The organism is Methylomonas lenta (assembly GCF_001644015.1).
In the GTDB taxonomy this organism is placed as follows: Bacteria; Pseudomonadota; Gammaproteobacteria; order Methylococcales; family Methylomonadaceae; genus Methylomonas; species Methylomonas lenta.
Genome location: NZ_LUUI01000078.1, coordinates 14,939 through 36,626, shown reverse-complemented (window position 1 = coordinate 36,626; position 21,688 = coordinate 14,939). Strand labels below are relative to the sequence as shown.

General features: G+C 46.0%; 19 protein-coding genes. 5 read left to right on the top strand and 14 right to left on the bottom strand.

Annotated elements, in window-relative coordinates:
- Positions 1–103: 103 nt before the first annotated feature.
- Positions 104–2,356 (bottom strand): heavy metal translocating P-type ATPase, encoded by a 2,253-nt coding sequence (locus tag A1359_RS05690; RefSeq protein WP_083960512.1) that lies wholly within the window; start codon positions 2,354–2,356, stop codon positions 104–106.
- 222 nt (positions 2,357–2,578) lie between these two features.
- A complete protein-coding gene (locus A1359_RS05685; RefSeq protein ID WP_066979311.1) occupies positions 2,579–2,788 on the bottom strand; it encodes a heavy-metal-associated domain-containing protein in 210 nt (69 codons plus the stop codon).
- Positions 2,789–2,924: 136 nt separating this feature from the next.
- On the opposite strand from A1359_RS05685, the gene A1359_RS05680 reads away from it, so the two are divergent.
- The 5 genes from A1359_RS05680 to A1359_RS05665 all read left to right on the top strand — a co-directional run bounded on the left by A1359_RS05680 (position 2,925) and on the right by A1359_RS05665 (position 6,239).
- On the top strand, positions 2,925–4,127 hold the full coding sequence (locus A1359_RS05680; protein WP_066979309.1) for an EAL and HDOD domain-containing protein: 1,203 nt from the start codon (positions 2,925–2,927) through the stop codon (positions 4,125–4,127).
- Positions 4,128–4,239: 112 nt separating this feature from the next.
- Entirely contained in the window at positions 4,240–4,392 is a 153-nt protein-coding gene (locus A1359_RS22290) for a hypothetical protein (RefSeq protein WP_157200484.1), read from the top strand.
- A 4-nt stretch (positions 4,393–4,396) separates the two neighbouring features.
- Positions 4,397–5,020 (top strand): high frequency lysogenization protein HflD, encoded by a 624-nt coding sequence (gene hflD, locus A1359_RS05675; RefSeq protein WP_066979307.1) that lies wholly within the window; start codon positions 4,397–4,399, stop codon positions 5,018–5,020.
- Between the two features lie 6 nt (positions 5,021–5,026).
- Positions 5,027–5,842, top strand: a complete 816-nt coding sequence (mutM, locus tag A1359_RS05670) for a bifunctional DNA-formamidopyrimidine glycosylase/DNA-(apurinic or apyrimidinic site) lyase (RefSeq protein ID WP_066979305.1) — start codon at positions 5,027–5,029, stop codon at positions 5,840–5,842.
- 31 nt (positions 5,843–5,873) lie between these two features.
- Positions 5,874–6,239 carry a DUF6164 family protein gene (locus A1359_RS05665; RefSeq protein WP_066979298.1) on the top strand — a complete coding sequence of 122 codons (366 nt, stop codon included), beginning with the start codon at positions 5,874–5,876 and terminating at the stop codon, positions 6,237–6,239.
- Positions 6,240–6,383: 144 nt separating this feature from the next.
- Here the strand turns inward: A1359_RS05665 and dnaE are convergent, their stop codons facing one another.
- The 12 genes from dnaE to A1359_RS05605 all read right to left on the bottom strand — a co-directional run bounded on the left by dnaE (position 6,384) and on the right by A1359_RS05605 (position 21,654).
- A complete protein-coding gene (gene dnaE, locus A1359_RS05660) occupies positions 6,384–9,872 on the bottom strand; it encodes a DNA polymerase III subunit alpha (protein WP_066979296.1) in 3,489 nt (1,162 codons plus the stop codon).
- On the bottom strand, positions 9,869–10,468 hold the full coding sequence (gene rnhB, locus A1359_RS05655) for a ribonuclease HII (RefSeq protein ID WP_066979286.1): 600 nt from the start codon (positions 10,466–10,468) through the stop codon (positions 9,869–9,871). Before rnhB ends, dnaE begins: the two co-directional genes overlap by 4 nt.
- The gene (gene lpxA / locus A1359_RS05650; RefSeq protein ID WP_066979283.1) at positions 10,443–11,213 is read right to left on the bottom strand and encodes an acyl-ACP--UDP-N-acetylglucosamine O-acyltransferase; all 771 of its coding nucleotides are present in this window, start codon (positions 11,211–11,213) and stop codon (positions 10,443–10,445) included. Before lpxA ends, rnhB begins: the two co-directional genes overlap by 26 nt.
- Positions 11,214–11,657 carry a 3-hydroxyacyl-ACP dehydratase FabZ gene (gene fabZ / locus A1359_RS05645; RefSeq protein WP_066979280.1) on the bottom strand — a complete coding sequence of 148 codons (444 nt, stop codon included), beginning with the start codon at positions 11,655–11,657 and terminating at the stop codon, positions 11,214–11,216.
- Positions 11,658–11,760: 103 nt separating this feature from the next.
- Entirely contained in the window at positions 11,761–12,255 is a 495-nt protein-coding gene (locus A1359_RS05640) for an OmpH family outer membrane protein (RefSeq protein WP_083960511.1), read from the bottom strand.
- A gap of 89 nt (positions 12,256–12,344) precedes the next feature.
- The gene (gene bamA / locus A1359_RS05635) at positions 12,345–14,639 is read right to left on the bottom strand and encodes an outer membrane protein assembly factor BamA (RefSeq protein ID WP_408606527.1); all 2,295 of its coding nucleotides are present in this window, start codon (positions 14,637–14,639) and stop codon (positions 12,345–12,347) included.
- A gap of 203 nt (positions 14,640–14,842) precedes the next feature.
- Entirely contained in the window at positions 14,843–16,135 is a 1,293-nt protein-coding gene (locus tag A1359_RS05630) for an NAD(P)/FAD-dependent oxidoreductase (RefSeq protein ID WP_066979277.1), read from the bottom strand.
- A 3-nt stretch (positions 16,136–16,138) separates the two neighbouring features.
- Positions 16,139–16,426, bottom strand: a complete 288-nt coding sequence (locus A1359_RS05625) for a c-type cytochrome (RefSeq protein ID WP_157200483.1) — start codon at positions 16,424–16,426, stop codon at positions 16,139–16,141.
- Between the two features lie 5 nt (positions 16,427–16,431).
- The gene (gene rlmB, locus A1359_RS05620; RefSeq protein ID WP_066979271.1) at positions 16,432–17,175 is read right to left on the bottom strand and encodes a 23S rRNA (guanosine(2251)-2'-O)-methyltransferase RlmB; all 744 of its coding nucleotides are present in this window, start codon (positions 17,173–17,175) and stop codon (positions 16,432–16,434) included.
- Complete coding sequence (rnr, locus tag A1359_RS05615) at positions 17,172–19,499, bottom strand: ribonuclease R (protein ID WP_066979268.1); 2,328 nt, start codon at positions 19,497–19,499, stop codon at positions 17,172–17,174. The genes rlmB and rnr overlap by 4 nt, the downstream gene beginning before the upstream one ends.
- A 61-nt stretch (positions 19,500–19,560) precedes the next feature.
- On the bottom strand, positions 19,561–21,153 hold the full coding sequence (locus A1359_RS05610) for a hypothetical protein (RefSeq protein WP_066979265.1): 1,593 nt from the start codon (positions 21,151–21,153) through the stop codon (positions 19,561–19,563).
- A 54-nt stretch (positions 21,154–21,207) separates the two neighbouring features.
- On the bottom strand, positions 21,208–21,654 hold the full coding sequence (locus tag A1359_RS05605; protein ID WP_083960510.1) for a DUF1134 domain-containing protein: 447 nt from the start codon (positions 21,652–21,654) through the stop codon (positions 21,208–21,210).
- Positions 21,655–21,688 lie beyond the last annotated feature (34 nt).

The following is a 21,688-nucleotide window of genomic DNA, read 5'->3' as shown; positions in this document are numbered from 1 at the left end:
AAACAAGTTCGCCGGCTGTGGGTGCGAATTTATTCGCACTGTGCGGATAAATCCGCACCTACACAGGGTTCTTGCCATGCATATTCCTAACTCACTTCCTTTATTATGAGTCTTGGTTTAGCTTGATCCACCGCAAACGATTAGCATTACTGACCACAGTCACCGACGACATAGCCATAGCTGCTCCGGCAATCATAGGATTCAACAACACGCCGAATAACGGATACAGCAAACCGGCCGCCACCGGAATGCCAATGGTGTTGTAAAAAAATGCGCCTAACAAATTTTGTTTGATATTGGTGACTGTCAATTTGGACAACGCCATCGCTTCCGGCACTTTCAGCAGAGAACCCTGCAATAGCACCACGTCCGCACTCTCAATAGCCACATCGGTACCGGTACCGATAGCAAAACCGACATCGGCTTGAGCCAAGGCTGGCGCATCATTGATACCGTCACCGACCATACCGACGATTTCACCCTGAGCCTGCAATTCTTTCACAACCATCGCCTTGTCCTGAGGCAACACCTGAGCCCGGACCTCATCAATACCAGCCTGCGCTGCAATGGCTTTTGCCGTGATTTCATTATCACCGGTCACCATCAACACCCGCACACCACGCTGTTTCAATTGCTGTACAGCCTTGGCTGAATCCACTTTAATCGGATCAGCGACCGCCACAATACCCACCAGAGTTTGATCAACTGCCAGTAGCATGGGCGTTTGCCCCAGTGCCGCCAATTCGGTCATAGTATCGTTGTGAGCATCGATGGCAATCTGATGCTCCGCCATCAGAGCAGCATTGCCAAGCAACCACTGCTGATCGGCAATTCGCCCAGTGATACCGTGCCCGGCCACAGCATGAAACTTCCTGACTTTATCTAGCTTTAATTGCTTTTCTGCTGCTGCGGCCAGTATTGCAGCCGCCAAAGGGTGCTCGGAACCGGATTCCAAGCTGGCTGCACGTTGCAACACCTGTTCTTCCGTATAGCCTGTAAATGCGGCAATATGCGCTAAGGTCGGCTTACCAACTGTCACCGTGCCGGTTTTATCTAAAATCAGACAAGTTAATTTTCCAGCAGTTTGCAAGGCTTCGCCTTTACGGATCAGTACGCCCATTTGCGCCGCCCGTCCCACTGAAACCATCACTGAAATCGGTGTTGCAAGCCCCAATGCACAAGGACAGGCAATCACCAGCACCGTCATCGAAGTGACAAAAGCATAACCTAACGATGGATCGGGACCAAAAATAAGCCAGACAAAGAACGTGAATAGCGAGATAGCGACCACCACCGGCACAAAAATGGCTGAGATTTTGTCGGCCAATTTAGCCAATTCAGGCTTGCTGCTTTGCGCTTGGCGTACACTATAAATAATCTGCGCCAATGCCGTGTCACGACCAATCCGGGTAGCCCTAAACAAAAAACTGCCACTTTGATTAATGGTGCCGGCAGCTACCGGTGAATCTACCACTTTCTCTACAGGTAGTGACTCACCCGTTAACATGGATTCATCGACATTGGAATGACCTTCCTGCAACACACCATCGACGGCGATTTTTTCTCCGGGCCTGACGCGTAGAATTTCACCCAACCCCACGTCTTCGATAGGAATATCAATTTCCTGACCCTCTCGCACTACTCGTGCTGTTCTGGGTTGCAATCCAATCAAAGCCCGTATGGCCGCAGATGTTTTACCGCGAGCCCGGGTTTCCAGCGCACTGCCTAAATTGATAAAAGCCAAGATGATGGCTGAAGCTTCAAAATACGCATGACTGGACAAGCTGGGTAATTGCTCAGAGTAATCGATAACGATGGACGAATATAGCCAAGCCGAACCGGTACCCAAGGCAATCAGTGTATCCATATTGGCTTGTTTGACACGCAGCAATTTGTAGGCCGAGGTAAAAAAATGTCCGCCGGAATAAAACATCACCACCAACGTCACCACGGCCACTTTGGTCCAAAACCCTGTACCTTCGGCGGTACCCATTAACGGAAACCAATCCATATGAGCGCCCACCATTAAGGGCAGACCCAAAGCACCGGCAACCGCAGCCTTGCGCATCAAATCGGTATATCGCGCTTCCTCCTGCCGTTCTTCATCACCCGGATCTTCCAAGCCTTCCATCACAGCTGCATCGTATCCAGCTTGTTTCAAGGCCGTCTTTAACTGCTCGGGTTCGGCAGCACCTATAACCACAGCGGAATGGTCGGCAAAATTGACGTTCACGCTACTCACGCCGCTAACGCTCTGTAATGCAGTTTCCACTGCAGCAATACAGCCGGCACACCGCATACCCAAAATGGATAAACGAATTTCCTGCTCCTGACTAACGACTTGTTCGGTATTCATAACAATCTGCTCGGATGGTTTTTGTTTAACAACAATGGATATGCCATAAATCTTGGTAATTACCAACAATAAATGACCCAAATGATGCTGGATTACTGTTCAGCGAAAAAACTCTAAAAAGAGCTCGGCTAGTGATTACGCCATCTTTTGCAAGCCACCGTAGTTGAACAATAAACCCATCAAGTTAGGTCTATTTATCACAGGAAATCACCCTTAGGCACATTATTCAACAGTAAAGCCGGCATCAGTAATAGCATCTTCCAGAACGTCCAGGTCTGTTTTAGTCGGCTCAAATTCGACATCAACCGTTTTATTCTCAAATGATGCATTTACAGATATAACTCCCTCTATTGCAGTTAACGCAGTGGTAACCGTTTTTTCACAACCGCCGCATTTCATTCCTGTGACTGATATTGATACTGATTCGGACATGCTATTTCTCCTAAGTCTAAAAAGTTAAAATATTGGACAACCTATACCGGATACAGGTTCGACTAACTTTTGCCGTTCATGGTATAAGGCTTACATAATTGCATCATAGTTCAACACCTCTTATTTCGTAAACCCAATGACAGACTTCCTGATTGGTCGCCAGCAAATTCTTGATCAAAATTTAAACACTTTTGCCTATGAAATCCTGTTTCGTGGCAAAGATTTTGATTTATCTATCAAAGAGGGCGCAACCTCGGCCACCAACCAGGTCATTACCGATAGTATTTTGGAAATTGGCTTAAATGATTTAGTGGGGCCACATTTAGCCTTTATCAATTTCACCACACAAAATATTCTGGATAAAACACCGCTAAACCTGCCTAAAGACCGCATCGTGATTGAAGTCTTGGAAAATGTCGTGGTTGATTCACAAATCGTGCAAAATCTGCGTGAATTATCTGCACTAGGCTATACCATCGCCTTAGATGATTTTGAACTCTCACCTCAATGGCTGCCATTACTGGAGTTTGTCGACATCATCAAGTTGGATATTATGGCCAACAGCCTGGACGAAACTCACAAACTGATAGCCCAGCTAAAACCCTATAACCTAAAACTGTTAGCCGAAAAAGTCGAAACCCATGAGGAGTTTCAATTATTACGCGAATGGGGCTGCGAACTGTTTCAAGGATTCTTCTTCAGCAAACCCAAGGTAGTAGAAGGTAAACGTCTCGGTGTCAATCAAGCAAGCGCTTTACAATTACTGGCAATCATTAATAAATCAGATGTGGGATTTCAGCAAATCAATCAGGTCATTTCTCAAGATATGGGCTTAAGCTATAAATTATTACACTATATCAACTCGGCATCATTTGCCTTGGCGAATAAAGTTGAATCCATACAACAAGCGCTGACTTATTTGGGCTTAAAAGAAATCAAACGCTGGGCAAATATTTTGACGTTATCATCCATGTCCACTCAACCCTGCCCGGCACTGCAAAATATTCTATTGCGGGCTAAGATGTGTGAATTACTGGCCATCGAAACCCAACAAGATGCCGATACTTTTTTTCTGGTCGGCTTATTATCAGGCATTGATAGTATCCTAGATATGCCGTTGGACAAGGCCTTACAACAACTACCCTTGTCAGACACCATTAGTCAGGCCATCTTGCAAAAATCCGGACTTGCCGGTGCAGCCTTAGAATATTCGCTTAATTACGAACATTGGCAAGTCGACCGAGCTAGATATCAGAATATTCCGCCACAACGTATCGCAGCCATTTACCTTGAATGCCTCCAATGGTGGCGCGATCAAGTCTCACCTCTAATAAAATAACTTTTGAGACGCTATGAAACAAATACTTAGTTTGCTATTTTTAGCTGTTTCATTTTCCAGCTCGGCATGGGCTGACGGATTAAAAATCGTCAACCCCGAGCAATTACTGTAAATGCAACCGCATAAAGCCGCCTTAATCGTGAACATTCGCACTGAAGCAGATTGGCAGGCTTCCGGCATTATTGCCAATCGCTACAAACTGCAATCCGGGCTAAAAGCCGGGAATTCCGTTAACCCAAACTGCCTTACAATCGCTTGCAAATAACACCATGTCATTAATATCCCTCAGCAATCAGACTATCGCGTTGGCAGGTATCGCCCAAGCCTGCTCTTTGGTGCGCCAATTGGCCACTACCGGCAATGCCGATCTGGCAGCCATGACAGCTAGCATAGGCAGTATTTTAAAAATAGATTCTGACAGTGTTAGCGATGTCTTTGGCGGCTTGGCAGGCATACAACACGGCCTGCAAGAACTCGACAAGCAATTGACCAGTCGCGTAGTTGCCAATCCGGAACAAGCCCGTTATGCCGCACAACTGGTGCATCTGCAAAAACAACTGGCTCAAAACGGCAACATGCTGAATCAAATCCAAATTGGCATCACCAAAGCCCAGGGACAAGCTGAACACTTTTCCGTCATGCATGAAAATGTATTGGCAAATTTGGCCGATATTTATCACAACACCATAAGTACACTGCAACCCCGCATCATGGTAAATGGCGACCCTCAACATTTAAGCAACCAAAATACAATCAACAGAATCCGGGCATTATTATTGGCCGGTATCCGCGCCAGCTTATTGTGGCGGCAATGTGGCGGCAGCCGCTGGCATTTGATATTGGCACGCAAAAAACTGCAAGACGAATCCCACCACCTGCTGACGCAAATTTAAACACCCATGCCTGAATTACCCGAAGTCGAAACCAGTCGACGCGGCATTACTCCGCACATTCAAGACAAGGTTTTTAAACACATCATTGTGCGGAAGTCCCAGCTGCGCTGGCCAATACCTGACACTTTAAGCACCGTCTTACCGGGCTTGAAATTGGATCAAGTGGATAGGCGCGGCAAGTATCTACTGCTATCCACAGCCCAAGGTACACTAATTTTGCACTTGGGCATGTCAGGCAATTTGCGCATTACTCAGCCCGATCAGGCCATCCATAAACATGACCATATCGATTTCATTTTTGCCGATGACACTGTGTTGCGATTTAACGATCAACGCCGATTTGGTGCGGTATTGTGGACTGAAAAGCCAATACAAGAACACGCGTTATTGATCAATCTTGGCCCAGAACCCTTGTCAGAAGAATTCGATGCCAATTATCTGCTGGCTCGCTGCCAAAATCGGCGTGCCCCGATCAAAAATCTGATCATGGACAGTCAGGTTGTAGTGGGTGTAGGAAATATTTACGCCAGTGAATCGTTATTTCTAGCTGGAATACATCCAAACCGACAGGCAGGAGATGTTGAATTAGCTACATGCCAACGTCTGGTCGCCGCTATAAAAACAGTTCTGCAATCGGCGATTGATCAAGGCGGCACTACACTACGCGACTTTCTAAATGCCCAAGGCAAGCCAGGCTATTTTCAACAATCCTTGTCGGTTTACGGCCGGAATGGTCAAGCCTGCCTGAAATGTGCCGAACCAATTCAACAACTCAAAATCGGCCAACGTTCCAGCTATTTTTGCGATAGCTGTCAACGCTAATACGATTCACGTCTGTAATCCACTGACCTTTATGTCGATACTGTTTTTCAATTTAAGAGGCGTTCCAAATGATGAAGCGGAGGCCGTGCGCGATCTATTAAACTTGCATGATATCGATTATTTTGAAACCTCAGCCGGCATGTGGGGCATTTCATTACCCGCTATCTGGCTCTATGATCAAGACGATTTACCGGCGGCCCGCCAGCTATTTGACGAGTATCAACAGCAACGGACCATCGAGCAACGCGCGCTGTATCAAGATTTGAAACAACAAGGTTTGCAACCCGGTTTCTGGTTGCATAACTTAAAAAAACCAGTTCGTTTTGTCGGCTTTTGCCTCACGATAGCGCTGGTTATTTATGTTTCAATTCAGTGGGTGCTGGAAATGGGATTTTGAGCCTAGACAAGTGCATTATGCCGCTGCGCGTGATCAAAAGCAGGGCTAATGCATGATCCCGCAGTCATTCATAACAATATGAATATTCAAAAAGACATTGCCGCGCTCTATTGTCGACATACCGATTGCTAGCTAACTGCCTCATCAATTTCTGTATTTGACGGCTACGCTGTCGGGCGACAACAACCTACGTAAACGAATCAACAAATCATCGCTAGGCCGCACCCGCCAGTCGTCACCGAGCTGTATAGCGGCCTTGGCATCACTTGAAGCGTATTCAATTGCAATCGGACATTCACCACATCGAAAAGGCAGCAATATATTTTTTAGCTCGGCAACAAAGGCAGCAGATTTGGGCCATTGCACTGCATCCCAGGTCAACACTATGCCACGCGCGAACATTTCCCTAGCCTCTTCCATGCTGTAAAGCTTTTCTGCTGTCATACGTAAGCTATTGGTATATTCATCCATACTCAATGAACCTTCAGCCACCAACAAAGTATCTTTTGATAATAAATCCCGGTATTTATCATAAATACCGCTAAAGGCTGCCACTTCCAAACGGCCAGTTCTGTCATCCAGAGTGGCAAACCCCATCATCTTGCCTTGCTTGGTTTGGCGCGTGCGCAATTCCACCACCAATCCAGCCACACGGGCTTCCATTTTACCTCTGGCACGACCGGCATCGACTTCCAGACTACCTAATGTGCCATGTGTAATATGCTTGAGTTCAGGCAGATATTCTGCAATCGGATGCCCGGTCAGGAACAAACCCAGTGTTTGTCTTTCGGCCTCCAGCTTTTCTTTTTCCGTCCAGGGTTCAACTAATTTAGCATACGAATTCTCTTCACCCTCGGCCTCTTCATCGTCAAGCCCGAATAAGTCATTTTGTCCAGCCATGACCATCTTGCCATGCTGCTCTGCCACCCTTAAGGCGGTGGTCAGTTCAGCCAGATGAGCAGCACGATTGGGCTCTATGGCATCAAATGCCCCCGCTCTAATCAATGCTTCCAGGACCCGGCGATTAACCTTGCGTAAATCCACCCGTTTACATAAATCATAAAGTCCCAGGTAAGCACCATGGCTGTCGCGCTGTTTTATTAAATCCTCAATCGCGTTTTCGCCGACACCTTTTATGGCGCCTATACCATAAACAATCTTATTTTTGTCATTAGCGGTAAAGTGATAGTTGGATATATTGATATCAGGTGGACAAATCTCCAACTTCATTTCCCGGCATTCGTCGATCAGCACCACGACTTTATCGGTGTTATCCATATCAGACGACATCACTGCCGCCATAAACGCCGCCGGATAATGGGCTTTTAACCAGGCTGTTTGATAAGCCACCAAAGCATAGGCTGCCGAGTGCGATTTATTAAAACCGTAGCCAGCAAACTTTTCCATCAAATCGAAAACATAGGTGGCGATCTTTTCATCCACCTGATTGGCAACCGCGCCGGTGGTGAATTTCTCCCGCTCTTTCGCCATTTCCTCAGGCTTTTTCTTACCCATTGCTCGCCGGAGCATGTCGGCGCCACCCAGCGTATACATCGCCAGTTCGCGGGCGATTTGCATTACCTGCTCTTGATACAAAATGACGCCATTAGTCGGTTTAAGTATCGGCTCTAACAGGGGGTGCGCGTATTCGGCTTGTGCGCCATGTTTGACGTTGATGTAATCATCAACCATGCCGGATTCCAGCGGACCAGGCCGAAACAGTGCTACCAAGGCAATGATGTCATCGAAGCAGTCAGGCTTCAGTTTTTTAATCAACTCCTTCATGCCGCGCGATTCGAGCTGAAAAACCGCAGTGGTTCTGGCATTTTTCAGCAACTCGTAACTATCGGCATCATCACGCGGAATCTGGCTGATGTCGACAGGCTCTTCACCTCGCTGTGCCCGCTGACGGTTGATGGTTTGCAAGGCCCAATCAATGATGGTCAGTGTGCGCAAGCCCAAAAAATCGAATTTAACCAAACCTACCGCTTCGACGTCATCTTTATCAAACTGGGTGACCAGATTGCCGCCGCCTTGTTCGCAATACAATGGCGCAAAATCGGTCAGCTTACTGGGTGAAATCACCACGCCACCCGCATGTTTACCGGCGTTACGGGAAATACCTTCCAACGAGCGCGCCATGTCGATCAGGTTTTTGACTTCTTCTTCCTCGTCATACAGCGCTTTAAGTTCAGCACTTTCTTTTAAGGCTTTCTCCAGCGTCATGCCGATTTCAAATGGAATCAGCTTGGCTAGTCGATCAACAAATCCATAAGCAAACCCCATTACACGACCCACGTCACGTATAACCGCTTTAGCCGCCATGGAACCGTAAGTTATGATTTGTGAGACACGGTCGCGACCGTAATGACGGGCCACGTAATCAATCACTTCATCACGACGTTCCATGCAAAAGTCGATATCAAAATCCGGCATCGATACCCGCTCCGGATTCAGAAATCGCTCAAACAGCAAATCAAACTCAATCGGATCCAGGTCAGTAATTTTCAGAGCATAGGCTACCAAAGACCCGGCACCGGAACCCCGTCCAGGCCCGACAGGAATGGCATTATTTTTAGCCCATTGAATAAAGTCGGCTACGATCATGAAATAGCCGGGAAAACCCATTTGGATGATAACGTTTAGCTCAATTTCCAGTCGTTCATCATATATTTTGCGATTCTCGGCGAAACTTTGTTTGCCTATCGGCGGGTATTGCAGCAATCGCTGCTCCAGACCTTGTTGCGAGGCTTGCCTGAAATAATCATCTAGCGACATCCCTTCGGGCACCGGGAAATCAGGCAGAAAGTTTTCACCCAACGTCAATTCGACATTACAACGTGTAGCAATTTCGACCGTATTTTCCAGAGCTTCGGGAATGTCGACAAACAGTTCAGACATTTCTTCTGCAGTGCGCAGATATTGCTGATTTGTATAATCCTTTGGTCTCCGACTGTCATCCAGCACTCTGCCCTGATTGATACAAACTCTTACTTCATGCGCATCAAAATTGTTTTGACTAATGAAGCGAACATCGTTGGTAGCTACAACGGGTAAATCCAATTCTGCAGCCAAATCGACTGCCAGTTTGATATATCGCTCTTCATCGACCTTGCCAACCCGTTGTAACTCCAGGTAAAAACTGTCTTTGAATAAAGCACCCCAAAATTCCGCACATTTCCTGGCTTGATCTATATTTTCAGCTAGCAAGGCTTGTCCAATATCACCGTCCATTGCGCCTGACAAAGCAATTAATCCGTCATGATTTTGCTTTATCCAATCCTTCTGCAGCATAGGAATACCCTGATGCTGGCCTAGCTGATAGCCTTGAGAAATCAGCTCAGTCAAGGTTATATAACCTGGTTTATTACGCGCTAACAGAGTTAATCGATGCGGTGCCGCTGGTTCATCAGGATTAAACACCAACACATCGGCGCCTATTAGTGGCTTGATACCAGCAGCTTGCGCAGCTTTATAAAATTTGACCAAAGAAAACAGATTGTTTTGCTCTGTAATTGCTGCCGCAGGCATACTGTAATCAGCAAGTTTTTTTACTAGCGGCTTAATTCTGACTATACCGTCAACCAGCGAAAATTCAGTATGTATCCTGAGATGGACGAAAATTGGCTTCATAGGGATGTAAGCAAGATCTTTTTGACAGGCGCAAACGTTTGTCGATGTTGAGGGGTTATGCCGAGTTGTTGCAAAGACTGCAGATGCCGCTGCGTGGGATAGCCTTTATGCAGGGTAAATTGATAACCTGGATATAGCCGGTCTAGCGTTTGCATTTCATCATCACGCGCCACCTTGGCCAGAATTGAAGCGGCTGAGATTTCCTGGATTAACAAATCACCCTGCACTATTGCTTCTGCTGGATAATCGATATTGGGCAGACGATTACCATCCACTTTCACAAAGTCCGGCTGATAAGCTAATTGGGATACAGCGCGCTGCATCGCTACGAGGGTCGCTTGCAAAATATTTATACGATCGATTTCACTGGCTTCAGCTCGACCGATAGCCCAGCAAACAGCCGATGATTTAATTTGTTTAGCCAAACTATTACGCTGGTTTTCGCTCAGCTTTTTGGAGTCAGTCAAGCCTGGAACTGGCTTGGCTGGATCGAGTATAACCGCAGCAGCAATGACCGGCCCGACAATACATCCGCGACCTACTTCATCGACACCGGCTATACGATAAGGCTTATCGAAGGATACCGCGCGTGACATTGCGCAGAAAACTGACCATATTGGATAATTCGTTACTCTCGCCCGCCATATCCTCCATCTCTTCAATGGCATCTTCCAAACGCAGGTTGTTCTTGTAAAGAATTTTATAAGCCTTGCGAATTTGCCTAATCACTTCGGATGATTTACCGTGCCGTTCCATACCCACGGAATTAATACCATGAGGACGCGTCGGCCTGCCACCCACCATAACGTAGGGAGGAATATCCTGAGTAATGGCGCTACCCATGGCAGAAAAGCTGAACTCGCCGATCTGAGTGAACTGATGTACCAAGGTGAAACCGCCCAGTATGGCATGGTCACCAACATGAACATGTCCAGCAATCGAAGCGCCATTAGCCATAATGACATGATTGCCAACTTCGCAATCATGCGCAACATGGCAATAGGCCATGAATAAATTATCGTCACCTATCGAGGTAACTGCTTGATCCTGCAGGGTGCCGCGATGCATGGTGCAAAACTCGCGAATGATGTTTCTGTCACCTATTTTTAAATGGGTGATTTCATCGGCGTATTTTTTATCCTGCGGATCTTCACCAATAGAGGCAAATTGATAAATAGTATTATCTTTTCCTATCGATGTCGGACCTTTGATGACCACATGCGGACCAATTTCGGTACCCGAGTCTATCTGTACATCAGCACCAATAATGCTAAATGGCCCAACTTTGACATCATCAGCCAATTCAGCCTTATCATGCACAACAGCCCGTGGATCTATCATTTAATTCACCGACGCCGCACACATGATTTGTGCGCTGGCAGCCAATTTACCCTCTACTTCCGCACGACAATCAAAAGACCAAATATTACGTTTGTGTTTTAGATAGGTAATATCCAACATTAATTGGTCTCCGGGCACAACAGGCTTTTTGAAGCGTGCATTATCGATTCCTGCCAAATAATACGTTACCCCGTTACCCAATGACGTGTCTGTCTGCGAGGTCAGTAAAGCTGTGGCTTGAGCCAAAGCTTCCATAATGAGTACTCCCGGAAAAACCGGCAAATGCGGGAAATGTCCTTGAAAAAAAGGTTCATTAAAAGTGACATTTTTTAAACCCAGCAAATGCACACCCGGTTCACATTCAATGACTTTGTCAATTAACAAAAATGGATAGCGGTGAGGCAGTAGTTCCTGAATTTGCAGTATATCGAGTTGGCCTGTCATAACTATTTGCGAGAGAGGGAGAGATTAGCCGAAGAACCCATAAAGATCACAGGTTCATCGGCAAAACATAGAACGAATTAAGAAAAGATATAACTTGGCAATATTACTGTGTTTCTAACTTTTTTTGCACTTGGCTAGTAACGTCAATATCGTCGTTGGCATAGATCACACCATCTGTCAGCAATAAATCAAAAGACTCTTCTTTAGCCAGGGCTCTAACTGCTTCAACGATGCGTTTTTGCAGATTACCTAACTCTTCATTTCTGCGCATATTGAAGTCTTCGCTAAACTCTTGTTGAGCTCTTGCAGCTTCTCTTTTTTTCTCGATTACGTCTTTTTCCAAACTACGACGCTCTTCCTCGCCCATGACAGCGGAATCTCTGCTTAATCTTTCTTCCATAGTTTTGATTTCTTTTTGTTGAGAAACCAATTGTTTATCACGCGGCGAGAATTCTGTTTCCAAGCGGGATTTGGCTTTTGCCGCCTGCGGTGCTTTTTCCAATACTTTGGCAACGTTCACAAAACCGATTTTCAAATCAGCCTGGCTCGCCCCGGCAATTAACATCAGCATTACAAACAACGAAATTCTATTTTTCATGAGTACAACCATCTCCGGGTTAGATTTTGAAGGATTTTTTAGAACAAAACACGCTTTTGAATTATAAGGCATAAACGACCCGGACCCAATTAAAATCCTGAGCCAAAGTTAAACTGGAAGTTCTGTACATTGTCTGTGTCGGAAGCATTAAATGGTTGCGCCACACTGACCGATATCGCGCCAAAAGGTGAAAGCCACTGACCAGACAAACCCGCCGAATAGCGCATATAATCAAAATTCAGACCATCACTGATACTGCCGGCATCGACGAACGAACCTATCCTAACCGCTTTCACATCACTTAGAAAAGGCACTGGAAAGAATAACTCCGCCGAACCTATTATTTTAGTGGAACCGCCAAAAGGTCTAGGACTGTTGCCGCTACCGGGTTGGGGGGTATCCTGAGGCCCCATGGTATTCTGTCTAAAACCACGAACCGACCCAGGGCCACCTCCATAATAATTCTCGAAGAACGGCAAGCCATTAGTGTCACCATAGCTACCACCATAACCAAACTCACCTACTAACCGAAAGGTAAAATCACTGGCAAGTGGGAAATAATGCTCCTGTTTATAGCCTACTTTGTAGTATTCAAGATCACTTCCCGGCACAGTTATCAAAGCGGACGCTCGCTGCTGCCCACCGCTGCTGGAAAACACCGGTTTATCCAAGGTATCGTGAGTCCAACCAACACCGGTGGAAAAAGTTAAAAAGCTGTCACCATTAGTACTAATAAAGTCAGTAACCTCTACTGGCGAACTATCGGTCGAGGAAAGATTAGTGTTTTTTAGGTCAAAATCGAATCCTAAGCTATCAAACTCATTCAACGGCACGCCAAAATTGAAGCCAGCATTCGCTACATCGGTGTTATAGCGTGAAATATTTGACTGATAGCCATTACGCGAAATGTATCCCATATCATAGCCCATACTGACACCATCCAGAGTATAGTAAGGGTCGCGATACCCAAGATTATAGCGGGTCAAAATCTGGCTATTGTTAAAGGCAAAATTGACTCGCTTACCGGTACCAAAGATATTGTCCTGCGAAACATTGGCATTAAAAATAATACCTTGCACCTGCGAATAACCAATACCTGCCTGCAGGTTACCTGAGGCTTTTTCTTTAACCGAATAATTGACATCAATCTGATCGGCTGTACCCACCACCGGCGGGGTTTCTACACCAACTTCTTCAAAATAACCCAAGCGCTCCAAGCGGGTTTTGGAACGCTCAATTTTACTGCTTGCCGCCCAACTGGATTCCATCTGGCGCATTTCACGGCGAATGACTTCATCGCGGGTTTTGGTATTACCTTTGAAATTTATTCGATGTACATAAACCCGCTTACCTGGATCAACAAAAAACGTCATTACCACGGTTTTGTTCTGTTCATTGATCTCCGGCACCATGTTGACGTTGGCAAAAGTGTAGCCTTCATCACCTAAACGCTCGGATATCGCCTTGGAGGTTTCAGTTGCGTTTTTACGTGAGAATATTTCCCCTGGCCCCACTTTTACCAGCTTCACCAATTCTTCGGGATCAACCACTAGCTCGCCGGTTAGCTTGACTTTTTCCAGCGTGTAAACGTCACCTTCTTTCACATTGATGGTGATATAAATTTCTTTTTTATCGGCCGTAATATCGACCTGGGTGGATTCGATAGAAAAATTGATATAACCGCGATCCAGATAATAAGAGCGTAGCTTTTCCAAATCCGCAGAGAGCTTTTGCTTGGAATATTGATCATCTTTAGAATAAAACGACAGGAAATTTGTGGTGCTTAGCTCGAAATCTTTTTTTATCTCATCGTTGCTAAAAGCTCTACTGCCGACGATGTTGATTTGTTTGATCTTGGCAACCTTGCCTTCGGTTATGTCGATTTGAATACCTACCCGGTTACGCGTCAGTTCACTGACTTCGGTTTTAATCTTCAAACCGTATTTACCATGGCTGAAATATTGCCGGCGTAATTCCTGCTCTACTTTGTCTAGAATTTGTTTGTTGTAGACTTTACCTTCCGCCAAACCGATTTTTTTCAAGGCTTCGGTCAACTCTTCCTGCTTGATATCCTTGTTACCTTCAATAACAATCTTGGCAACTGACGGTCTTTCGACTACATTTACCACCAGCGTGCCACCGCTTCTTTCCAGGGTGATGTCTTTGAAAAAGCCGGTGTTAAACAATGCTCTAATTGCTGGGCCTTGCTTTTCTTCAGAAAAGGTTTCCCCAACGGTAACCGGCAAGTAGTTATACACAGTACCTGCGGAAATCCTTTGCAACCCTCTAACTTGAATGTCTTCAACTACAAAGCTGTCGGCAAGAGCGGCTTTGCCGACCATCGTGCTCAACAACAGTATCTGAAAAAGCGGATTTTTCTTCACTCAATCAACCACAAAAAATAAACAGCGGCGATTGTATCATGGCGATCGAAGTTTCCATCCCATTGAATGGGCGAAACAAGCCCAGCTTTGCACGAAAATTGCATTTTTATATTGTGTTTCATACGTAAGCAAAAACTATAAAAAATGCCCAACAAGAACATTCAGCAAGCAATTGAAATAAATAATAAAAACCATCTCCATGCTCAAAAAAAAGAATTATTAACCAGTGACCGATAAGCTATTCGGGCATATTCCGCTTCTTGCAATCTATAGCCTGCAACGGATGAATGACTCACCCCTCCGGCACCCACAACGGCACTGACGGTTTTATCAGCATCTAATTTGTAAACACCGGCAACTGAAATACCATGCTCGGGGCTTACCAAACTGTAACAAGTATTCAGCCAATTGGGTGATGCAATACTTTTATCATTTAACAAAGCCACCACGGCTAAAGCACAGGCTTTGGCCTCAGAATTTGCCGCAAATGCCGATTTGGGTATCGGTGCAAAATGAGCCGCATCGCCAATAACATGAATAAAGTCGTCAAATAATGATTGACTGGATTCAGGTCTGACCGGGCACCAACCGCTTTCATCGGTCAACTCAGTTTGCACTGCAATATCTGCTGCAAGCTGCGGAGGAATAATATTTAGCACATCCGCCGTAAAACGATCGCCAAAATCACTTATCACCGTTCTGCTAGCTACATCCAGTTGCGTAATCGGATTATCAGCCAAAGAATGCCATTCAATTAGACTATTAGCCGTGCCATAGCCATAATATTTTGCCCAGCCGGCTTCAAACAAAGCCTGTTTCGAAAAACTACGCTTGGGGTCGAGAATAATAATTTTGCCGCGCGGGTTGTGCTGCTTCAACCAATAAGCCATCATACTGGCGCGCTCATAGGGCCCAGGAGGGCAGCGATATGGATCTGGCGGCGCCGCGATCAATATCACACCACCTTTAGGCATGGCATGCATCTGCTGCTGCAGCAATTGAGTCTGTGGCCCTGCTTGCCAAGCATGCGGAAAGATTTCTGCAACTTGCGCATCATATCCGGCAATGCTATCCCAACGAAATGAAATGCCTGGCGACAATATCAAGCGGTCATAACTGATTTGCTGACCGCTTGCCAGGCAAATTCGACGGCGTGCCGATTCGATTACAGCAACCCTATCCGTCAATATGTCGACGGCGTAATTGTCTTTTAAGGCTTGATAACTAACGCTTAATTGCTGCTGCGTAATCAAATCAGCAAACAGCCAATTACTAGCCGGGCAAGTAATGTAATAAGATTTAGGCTCTATGATAGTGACCTTGATGGCGCTATCTAACAAGCGCAGGGTTTTAGCTACTGTCGCCCCGGCAAAACCACCACCGACCACCACCACATGTGCTTTAGTCGCTGTTTGCAGCCATTTTCGGCAACCACTCAATGGTAATACACCGGCAACTGCAGCTTGCAAAAACTGCCTTCTGGATAAGCCCGCCATTATCTATTGCCGACTCAAAAACTCAGCGACTGCAATCAGCTCACTATCGCTATAACCCTTGGCAATCCGCGGCATTAAAGTTGCATTCTTCTTATCGTATTTAAAATCAAGTAGCGCTTGCTGGATTTGCTGTTCAGATAATGACTTTAGCGCAGGAATGACAGTGCCGGAAGCATCTGAAACCAACTGATGACAACTCATGCAGTTCAAAGCTATCGCCTGAGCAGCCACCTCAGCTTGACACGGCAAGACTAGTAACAGCAAAACCTCGGCTAACAACCAAGATTGCACGGCAATTAGGCCTTTTGTTTCTGCCGAAACACTTCGTACAGCAACACACCCGCTGCCACCGATACATTCAAACTTTCCACCTGTCCAGCCATTGGAATTTTCACCAGAAAATCACAATGCTGACGCGTCAAATGTCGCATGCCGCTACCTTCTGCCCCCATGACTAATGCCAAAGACATATCCAGCTTCATGTCATAGATGGTTTGCTCGGCTTCGCCCGCTGCCCCCATGACCCAGATATTTTGCTCTTTCAGCCACCGCAACACGCGCGCCAGATTAGTCACCTGATAAACCGGTACCGTTTCTGCAGCACCACTGGCTACCTTACAAACTGTTGGCGTAATACTGGCAGCATTATCTTTGGTAACGATGATGCCATGCGCACCTACCGCATCGACGGTTCGCAAACAGGCTCCCAGGTTATGTGGATCTTGTACCTGATCCAATACCAAATAAAAAGCCGGTTCATTCAGTGCCTGCACATCCAGTTTCAATTGATCTTCACTATGCATAGCCGGTAACTCGACCGCGACCACTATGCCCTGATGATTTTTGCCGTCAGCCATACGATCGAGCTTTTTACGCTCGGTTTTCTCCGGCTGCACACCCAACGCCAGCAAATCATCAACTACTTGTTTCAAACGCGCATCTTGTCTTTGACCATCGACCCAGGCACGACTAATTTTTTGCGGCGAATAATCCAGCGCAGCCTGCACTGCGTGGATACCAAAAAGTTGGGTAGTACTCATGATTTACGGCGTCTTTTAGATCTTGCTTTGGGCTTGCCATCTGTGGGCACGACGGCAGATTTTTTGCTGCGGTTTTTACTACCAGCGGCTTTATTGGCTGTAGATTTGGCTGGTTTTTTGCTTTTATTGCCGGACTGAATCAATTCAAAATCGATTTTTTTATCATCCAAATTAACCCGCATCACTTTAACCTTTACCAAATCACCCAGTCGATAGCGCACACCAGTCCGTTCACCACACAATTGGTGCCTACCTGCATCAAAGTCAAAGTAATCATTTTGCAGCGAGGCGATATGCACCAAACCTTCGACATAGATAGACTGTAATTCCACAAAAAAACCAAAACCGGTGACAGCAGAAATAATGCCGTCAAATTCCTCACCAATCTTGTCCATCATGTATTCGCACTTCAGCCAACTGACCACATCACGCGTCGCTTCGTCGGCACGACGTTCGTTGGTAGAGCAATGTTCGCCCAATACCACCATATCCGGATGGGTGTAATGAAACTCTGTCGGCTTTTTACCCGCCAGACAATGCCGTATAGCTCTATGCACCAGCAAATCCGGATAACGCCGAATCGGTGAGGTAAAGTGTGCGTAAGCATCCAGTGCCAAACCAAAGTGACCTTTGGTTTCCGGGCTGTAAACGGCTTGAGACATGGAACGCAACAGCAAGGTTTGAATCAGATGCGCGTCTTTGCGTTCTTTCACCGACTCCAGCAAATGCATATAATCCAGCGGCGTAGGCTGAGCCCCACCACCTAAATGCAAACCCAGCTCGCCCAAAAAGGTTTTCAATGCCAACAACTTTTCCGCGCCAGGGCCGTCATGTATGCGCAATAAACGCGGCATTTTCATTCGATTAAGAAACTTTGCTGCCGCCGTATTAGCAGTAATCATAAATTCTTCTATCAATTTATGTGCATCGTTGCGCACCACCGGTACGATTTCGTCTATTTTGCGTTCCGAACCAAACACGATACGGGTTTCCTGAGTATCGAAATCCATCGCCCCCCGGAGTTCGCGCTGATGACGCATGGCTTTATATAAACCATACAAATTCTGTAAATGCGGCATCAAATCGGCATATTTTTGCGCCAGCTTTTGATTGCCTTCTACCAACATTTGTGCGACCTGGGTATAGGTCAAACGCGCATGCGAGCGCATGACTGCTTGGTAAAACCGTGAACGTAGTACGTTGCCCTCTGCATTAATCACCAACTCACAAACCATACACAAACGGTCAACATGCGGGTTTAGTGAACATAAGCCGTTAGACAAAATTTCCGGCAGCATAGGAATGACTTTTTCCGGAAAGTAAACCGATGTACTACGATTTTTGGCTTCTTCATCCAGCGCACTATTGACTTGCACATAGTGAGAAACATCGGCTATCGCCACCAACAGCTTCCAGCCTTTTGCTGTTTTTTGCACGTAAACTGCATCATCAAAATCACGCGCGTCCTCACCATCGATAGTGACCAGGGGTAAATGACGAATATCTTCCCTACCCTGTTTAGCCTGTTCCGGCACCTCCGGTGTCAAGGACTTGATTTCCTCAAGCAAAGCCTTAGGCCATTCATTGGGTAAATCGTAGGAACGAATCGCCATTTCGATTTCCATTCCCGGCGCCATGTGCAATCCCAATACTTCGGTCACGCGCCCAATAGGCTGGCAATGCGCAGTGGGTTGCTGAATGATTTCGGCAACCACGATCTGACCTTTTTTGGCACCGGCAGCGTCTTCTTTAGCTATCAGCACTTCATGAGCGATTTTTTTATTCTCGGGTATCACATAAGCCGCCCGACCTTCTGTGAAAAAACGCCCAACAACCTGATGCGTGTTACGCTCGGTAATCTCTTGCACGGCCCCCTCACGGCGCCCCTTACGATCAAGTCCGGATACTCGGGCAGTCACCCGGTCATTGTGAAACAAAGGTTTCATTTCCCGTGGCGACAAAAACAAATCATCGCTACCATCATCGGGCTTCATAAAACCGAAACCATCCGGATGACCCAGCACGCGCCCTGCAATGGTTTTGTGCCCATCGCCCAGGCTGTATCTTTGCCGGCTATTAAACACCAACTGTCCATCGCGCTCCATGGCACGCAATCGCCTGCGCAAGGCTTCTAAGCCATCTGGACTTTCGAGACCAAATTGTTGAGCGATTTGTTGTCGACGCAGCGGCTTACCGGCTTGTTCGATAAGCTGTATAATCAGCTCGCGACTGGGGATGGGGTTTTCGTATTTCTCCGCTTCACGCAAGGCGAAGGGGTCTTCGAAAGTTTTGAAATCAGTTGCCTGATCGTGGTCTTCTGTCATGTATTTTTAAGGTATAAAACGTACGCCGCAACTGGTACTTGGCTGTAAAACAGCTGCGAAGTTAAATAAAATCATAACCCTTTTTTGTGCTCTGTTGCTGAGCAGGGGTTTCCATGATGCGGCGACATTCAAACTGCCAATATCCCAAACCGATATTTTTACGTCCTATCAGGATAATGGGAAAATTTTCACGCCCCATAGTCATTCGCAACACATCTCCATCTTTTATCATGAAAGATTCGAGGATGATATAACTTCTTTCCTCTTCGCCCTGTTTAACCCCATACAACAGAGCTTTACGTGGTTCAGAGTCAATTGCGGCACCCGGCTCTTGATAAGTCACTGAGAACGATTGCGCCGCAACAATACTGACTTCGAAAATCAGCTTGTTGTCTTGCTTGGGTAGCTGAATTTTACAGACTACACCCAAGCATCGCTGATGTGGCAAGGCATCGGTTTTTCTAAAGCTAACCAGACTACCAATTGACAACACGCCTTCTTTTTCAAAAGTGCAAAACAAAGACCTATCCGAATGCGTTTCTGTTAATACTTCAAGCTCATTTGAGGAAGTATGCCCAGTATCTTGTAATTCATGTGTGGCATCCAGCCCAATAGCAAGATAGCGGCTTAATCTATCGGTAAAAAAAGCCGTGCCTTGCGGCTCCTTGCCTAACCATCGCTGCATTAGGTATTCATATAACTCGGGGGATAATTTTTGATTATCACCTTTACGCGTATCCAATGCACTAAAACGTGCCTCATCCTTGCTGCAGAATTTATCGATCTGTTTGGTAATTTTTTGCAGCTTAATCAAATTTAGATACAACTTCGCAGACTCCGCCCTACTGTCTTTTTCTTCACTAACATCCCCGATAAAACAGGGCGGCAAATCCTCATCCATCAGAATTACGCATTGTGAAACTTGGTCTGCTACAGGCTTATTCTCTATCGAAACTAAATCACTAATTTTTTCTATAAATTGATAAACCAGCTGATATTCTTTTTGCATCAAACTAAACGGATAAGCCAAGCTAAGCAACAGAATTTGTTTATAACTATCTTCCACGCCGCTGGACTTGCTGAACATACCCGTCTGATCGCTGACCCGACTATGTTCCTTACCCAACTTGGCTGCCAGTTTATAAAGTGAATGCAGATCAAACCATATCCAATCCGGTACCGGATAGCTCATCATGTAATGAGTGATAATAATGTTGCTGAGACCTTTAATCGTCCGCTGTATGGCCAAAGCAGTATTTTTACCCTGCAACCAACCGATTTCTCGCCGAGTGAGGTCACGAGCCACGCTCCAATAACCAATGGTGAACTGTTTTTCCACCATCACCACCAATGAAAAGATCTTTTTCTCAATCTCACCTTTAGGAAAACCGAATTTAATCAAACGCGAGCGAAGATAATCTTCGATCATTAAAAACTGCGGTCTGAGCAACTCAAGCGCATTCAGACGATTAGCAGTAGTCATTTCCAATGAAATCAGGTCATTGATTAAATCCTGAAACAAGCGCGTTGCCAAACCCGGATTAGCCGTAGGCAACTCCGCCATCCATTGCCGTAACGCCGGTTCGGCGAAAGTTGCAATCAATTGTGGATCATTTTTTTGTTCAGGGATGACCAGATAAAAAGAGTTTTTCACAAACTGTCAAAAAGAGGGATTTAGTAAGCAGGTAACTTTAACCCAGCATACTGATTATCGAGGTGATATTGTTAGCGCTCCCAGCGTAACCCCAATATCCACGCCACGGCCTTTTCCAGACAGAACCAATGAAATTTCCCCCGAAGTCAACACTTGACCATCCACAGACCCGGTTAAGCCTGCATGCCCTTCCAATGCCATATAATTTCCATAGATTTCATTTAAGTTACGTACATCAGAAAATACGCCCGTTCCTTCGATCTCCGATTTACCGAGCGTAAAACCTACGCTTTTGGACGAAAGCCCAACCTTTGCCTTCTGACCATTTCTGCAACTGATATGTCCTACACCATCGTATTGCTTGTAAACAAAAGACCAACCAGTCAATTTATAAGTCATGGTACAGGAGGTCATCTCTTCCACGGCAAATGAACGAGTGCTGAAGCCTAATAGAGAAGTAAGTAGTAAAACCGGCAAGATAGCGATTAATCGGGCTTTCATTTTATCTCCACGTATACCCACTGCAGAGCAGTGG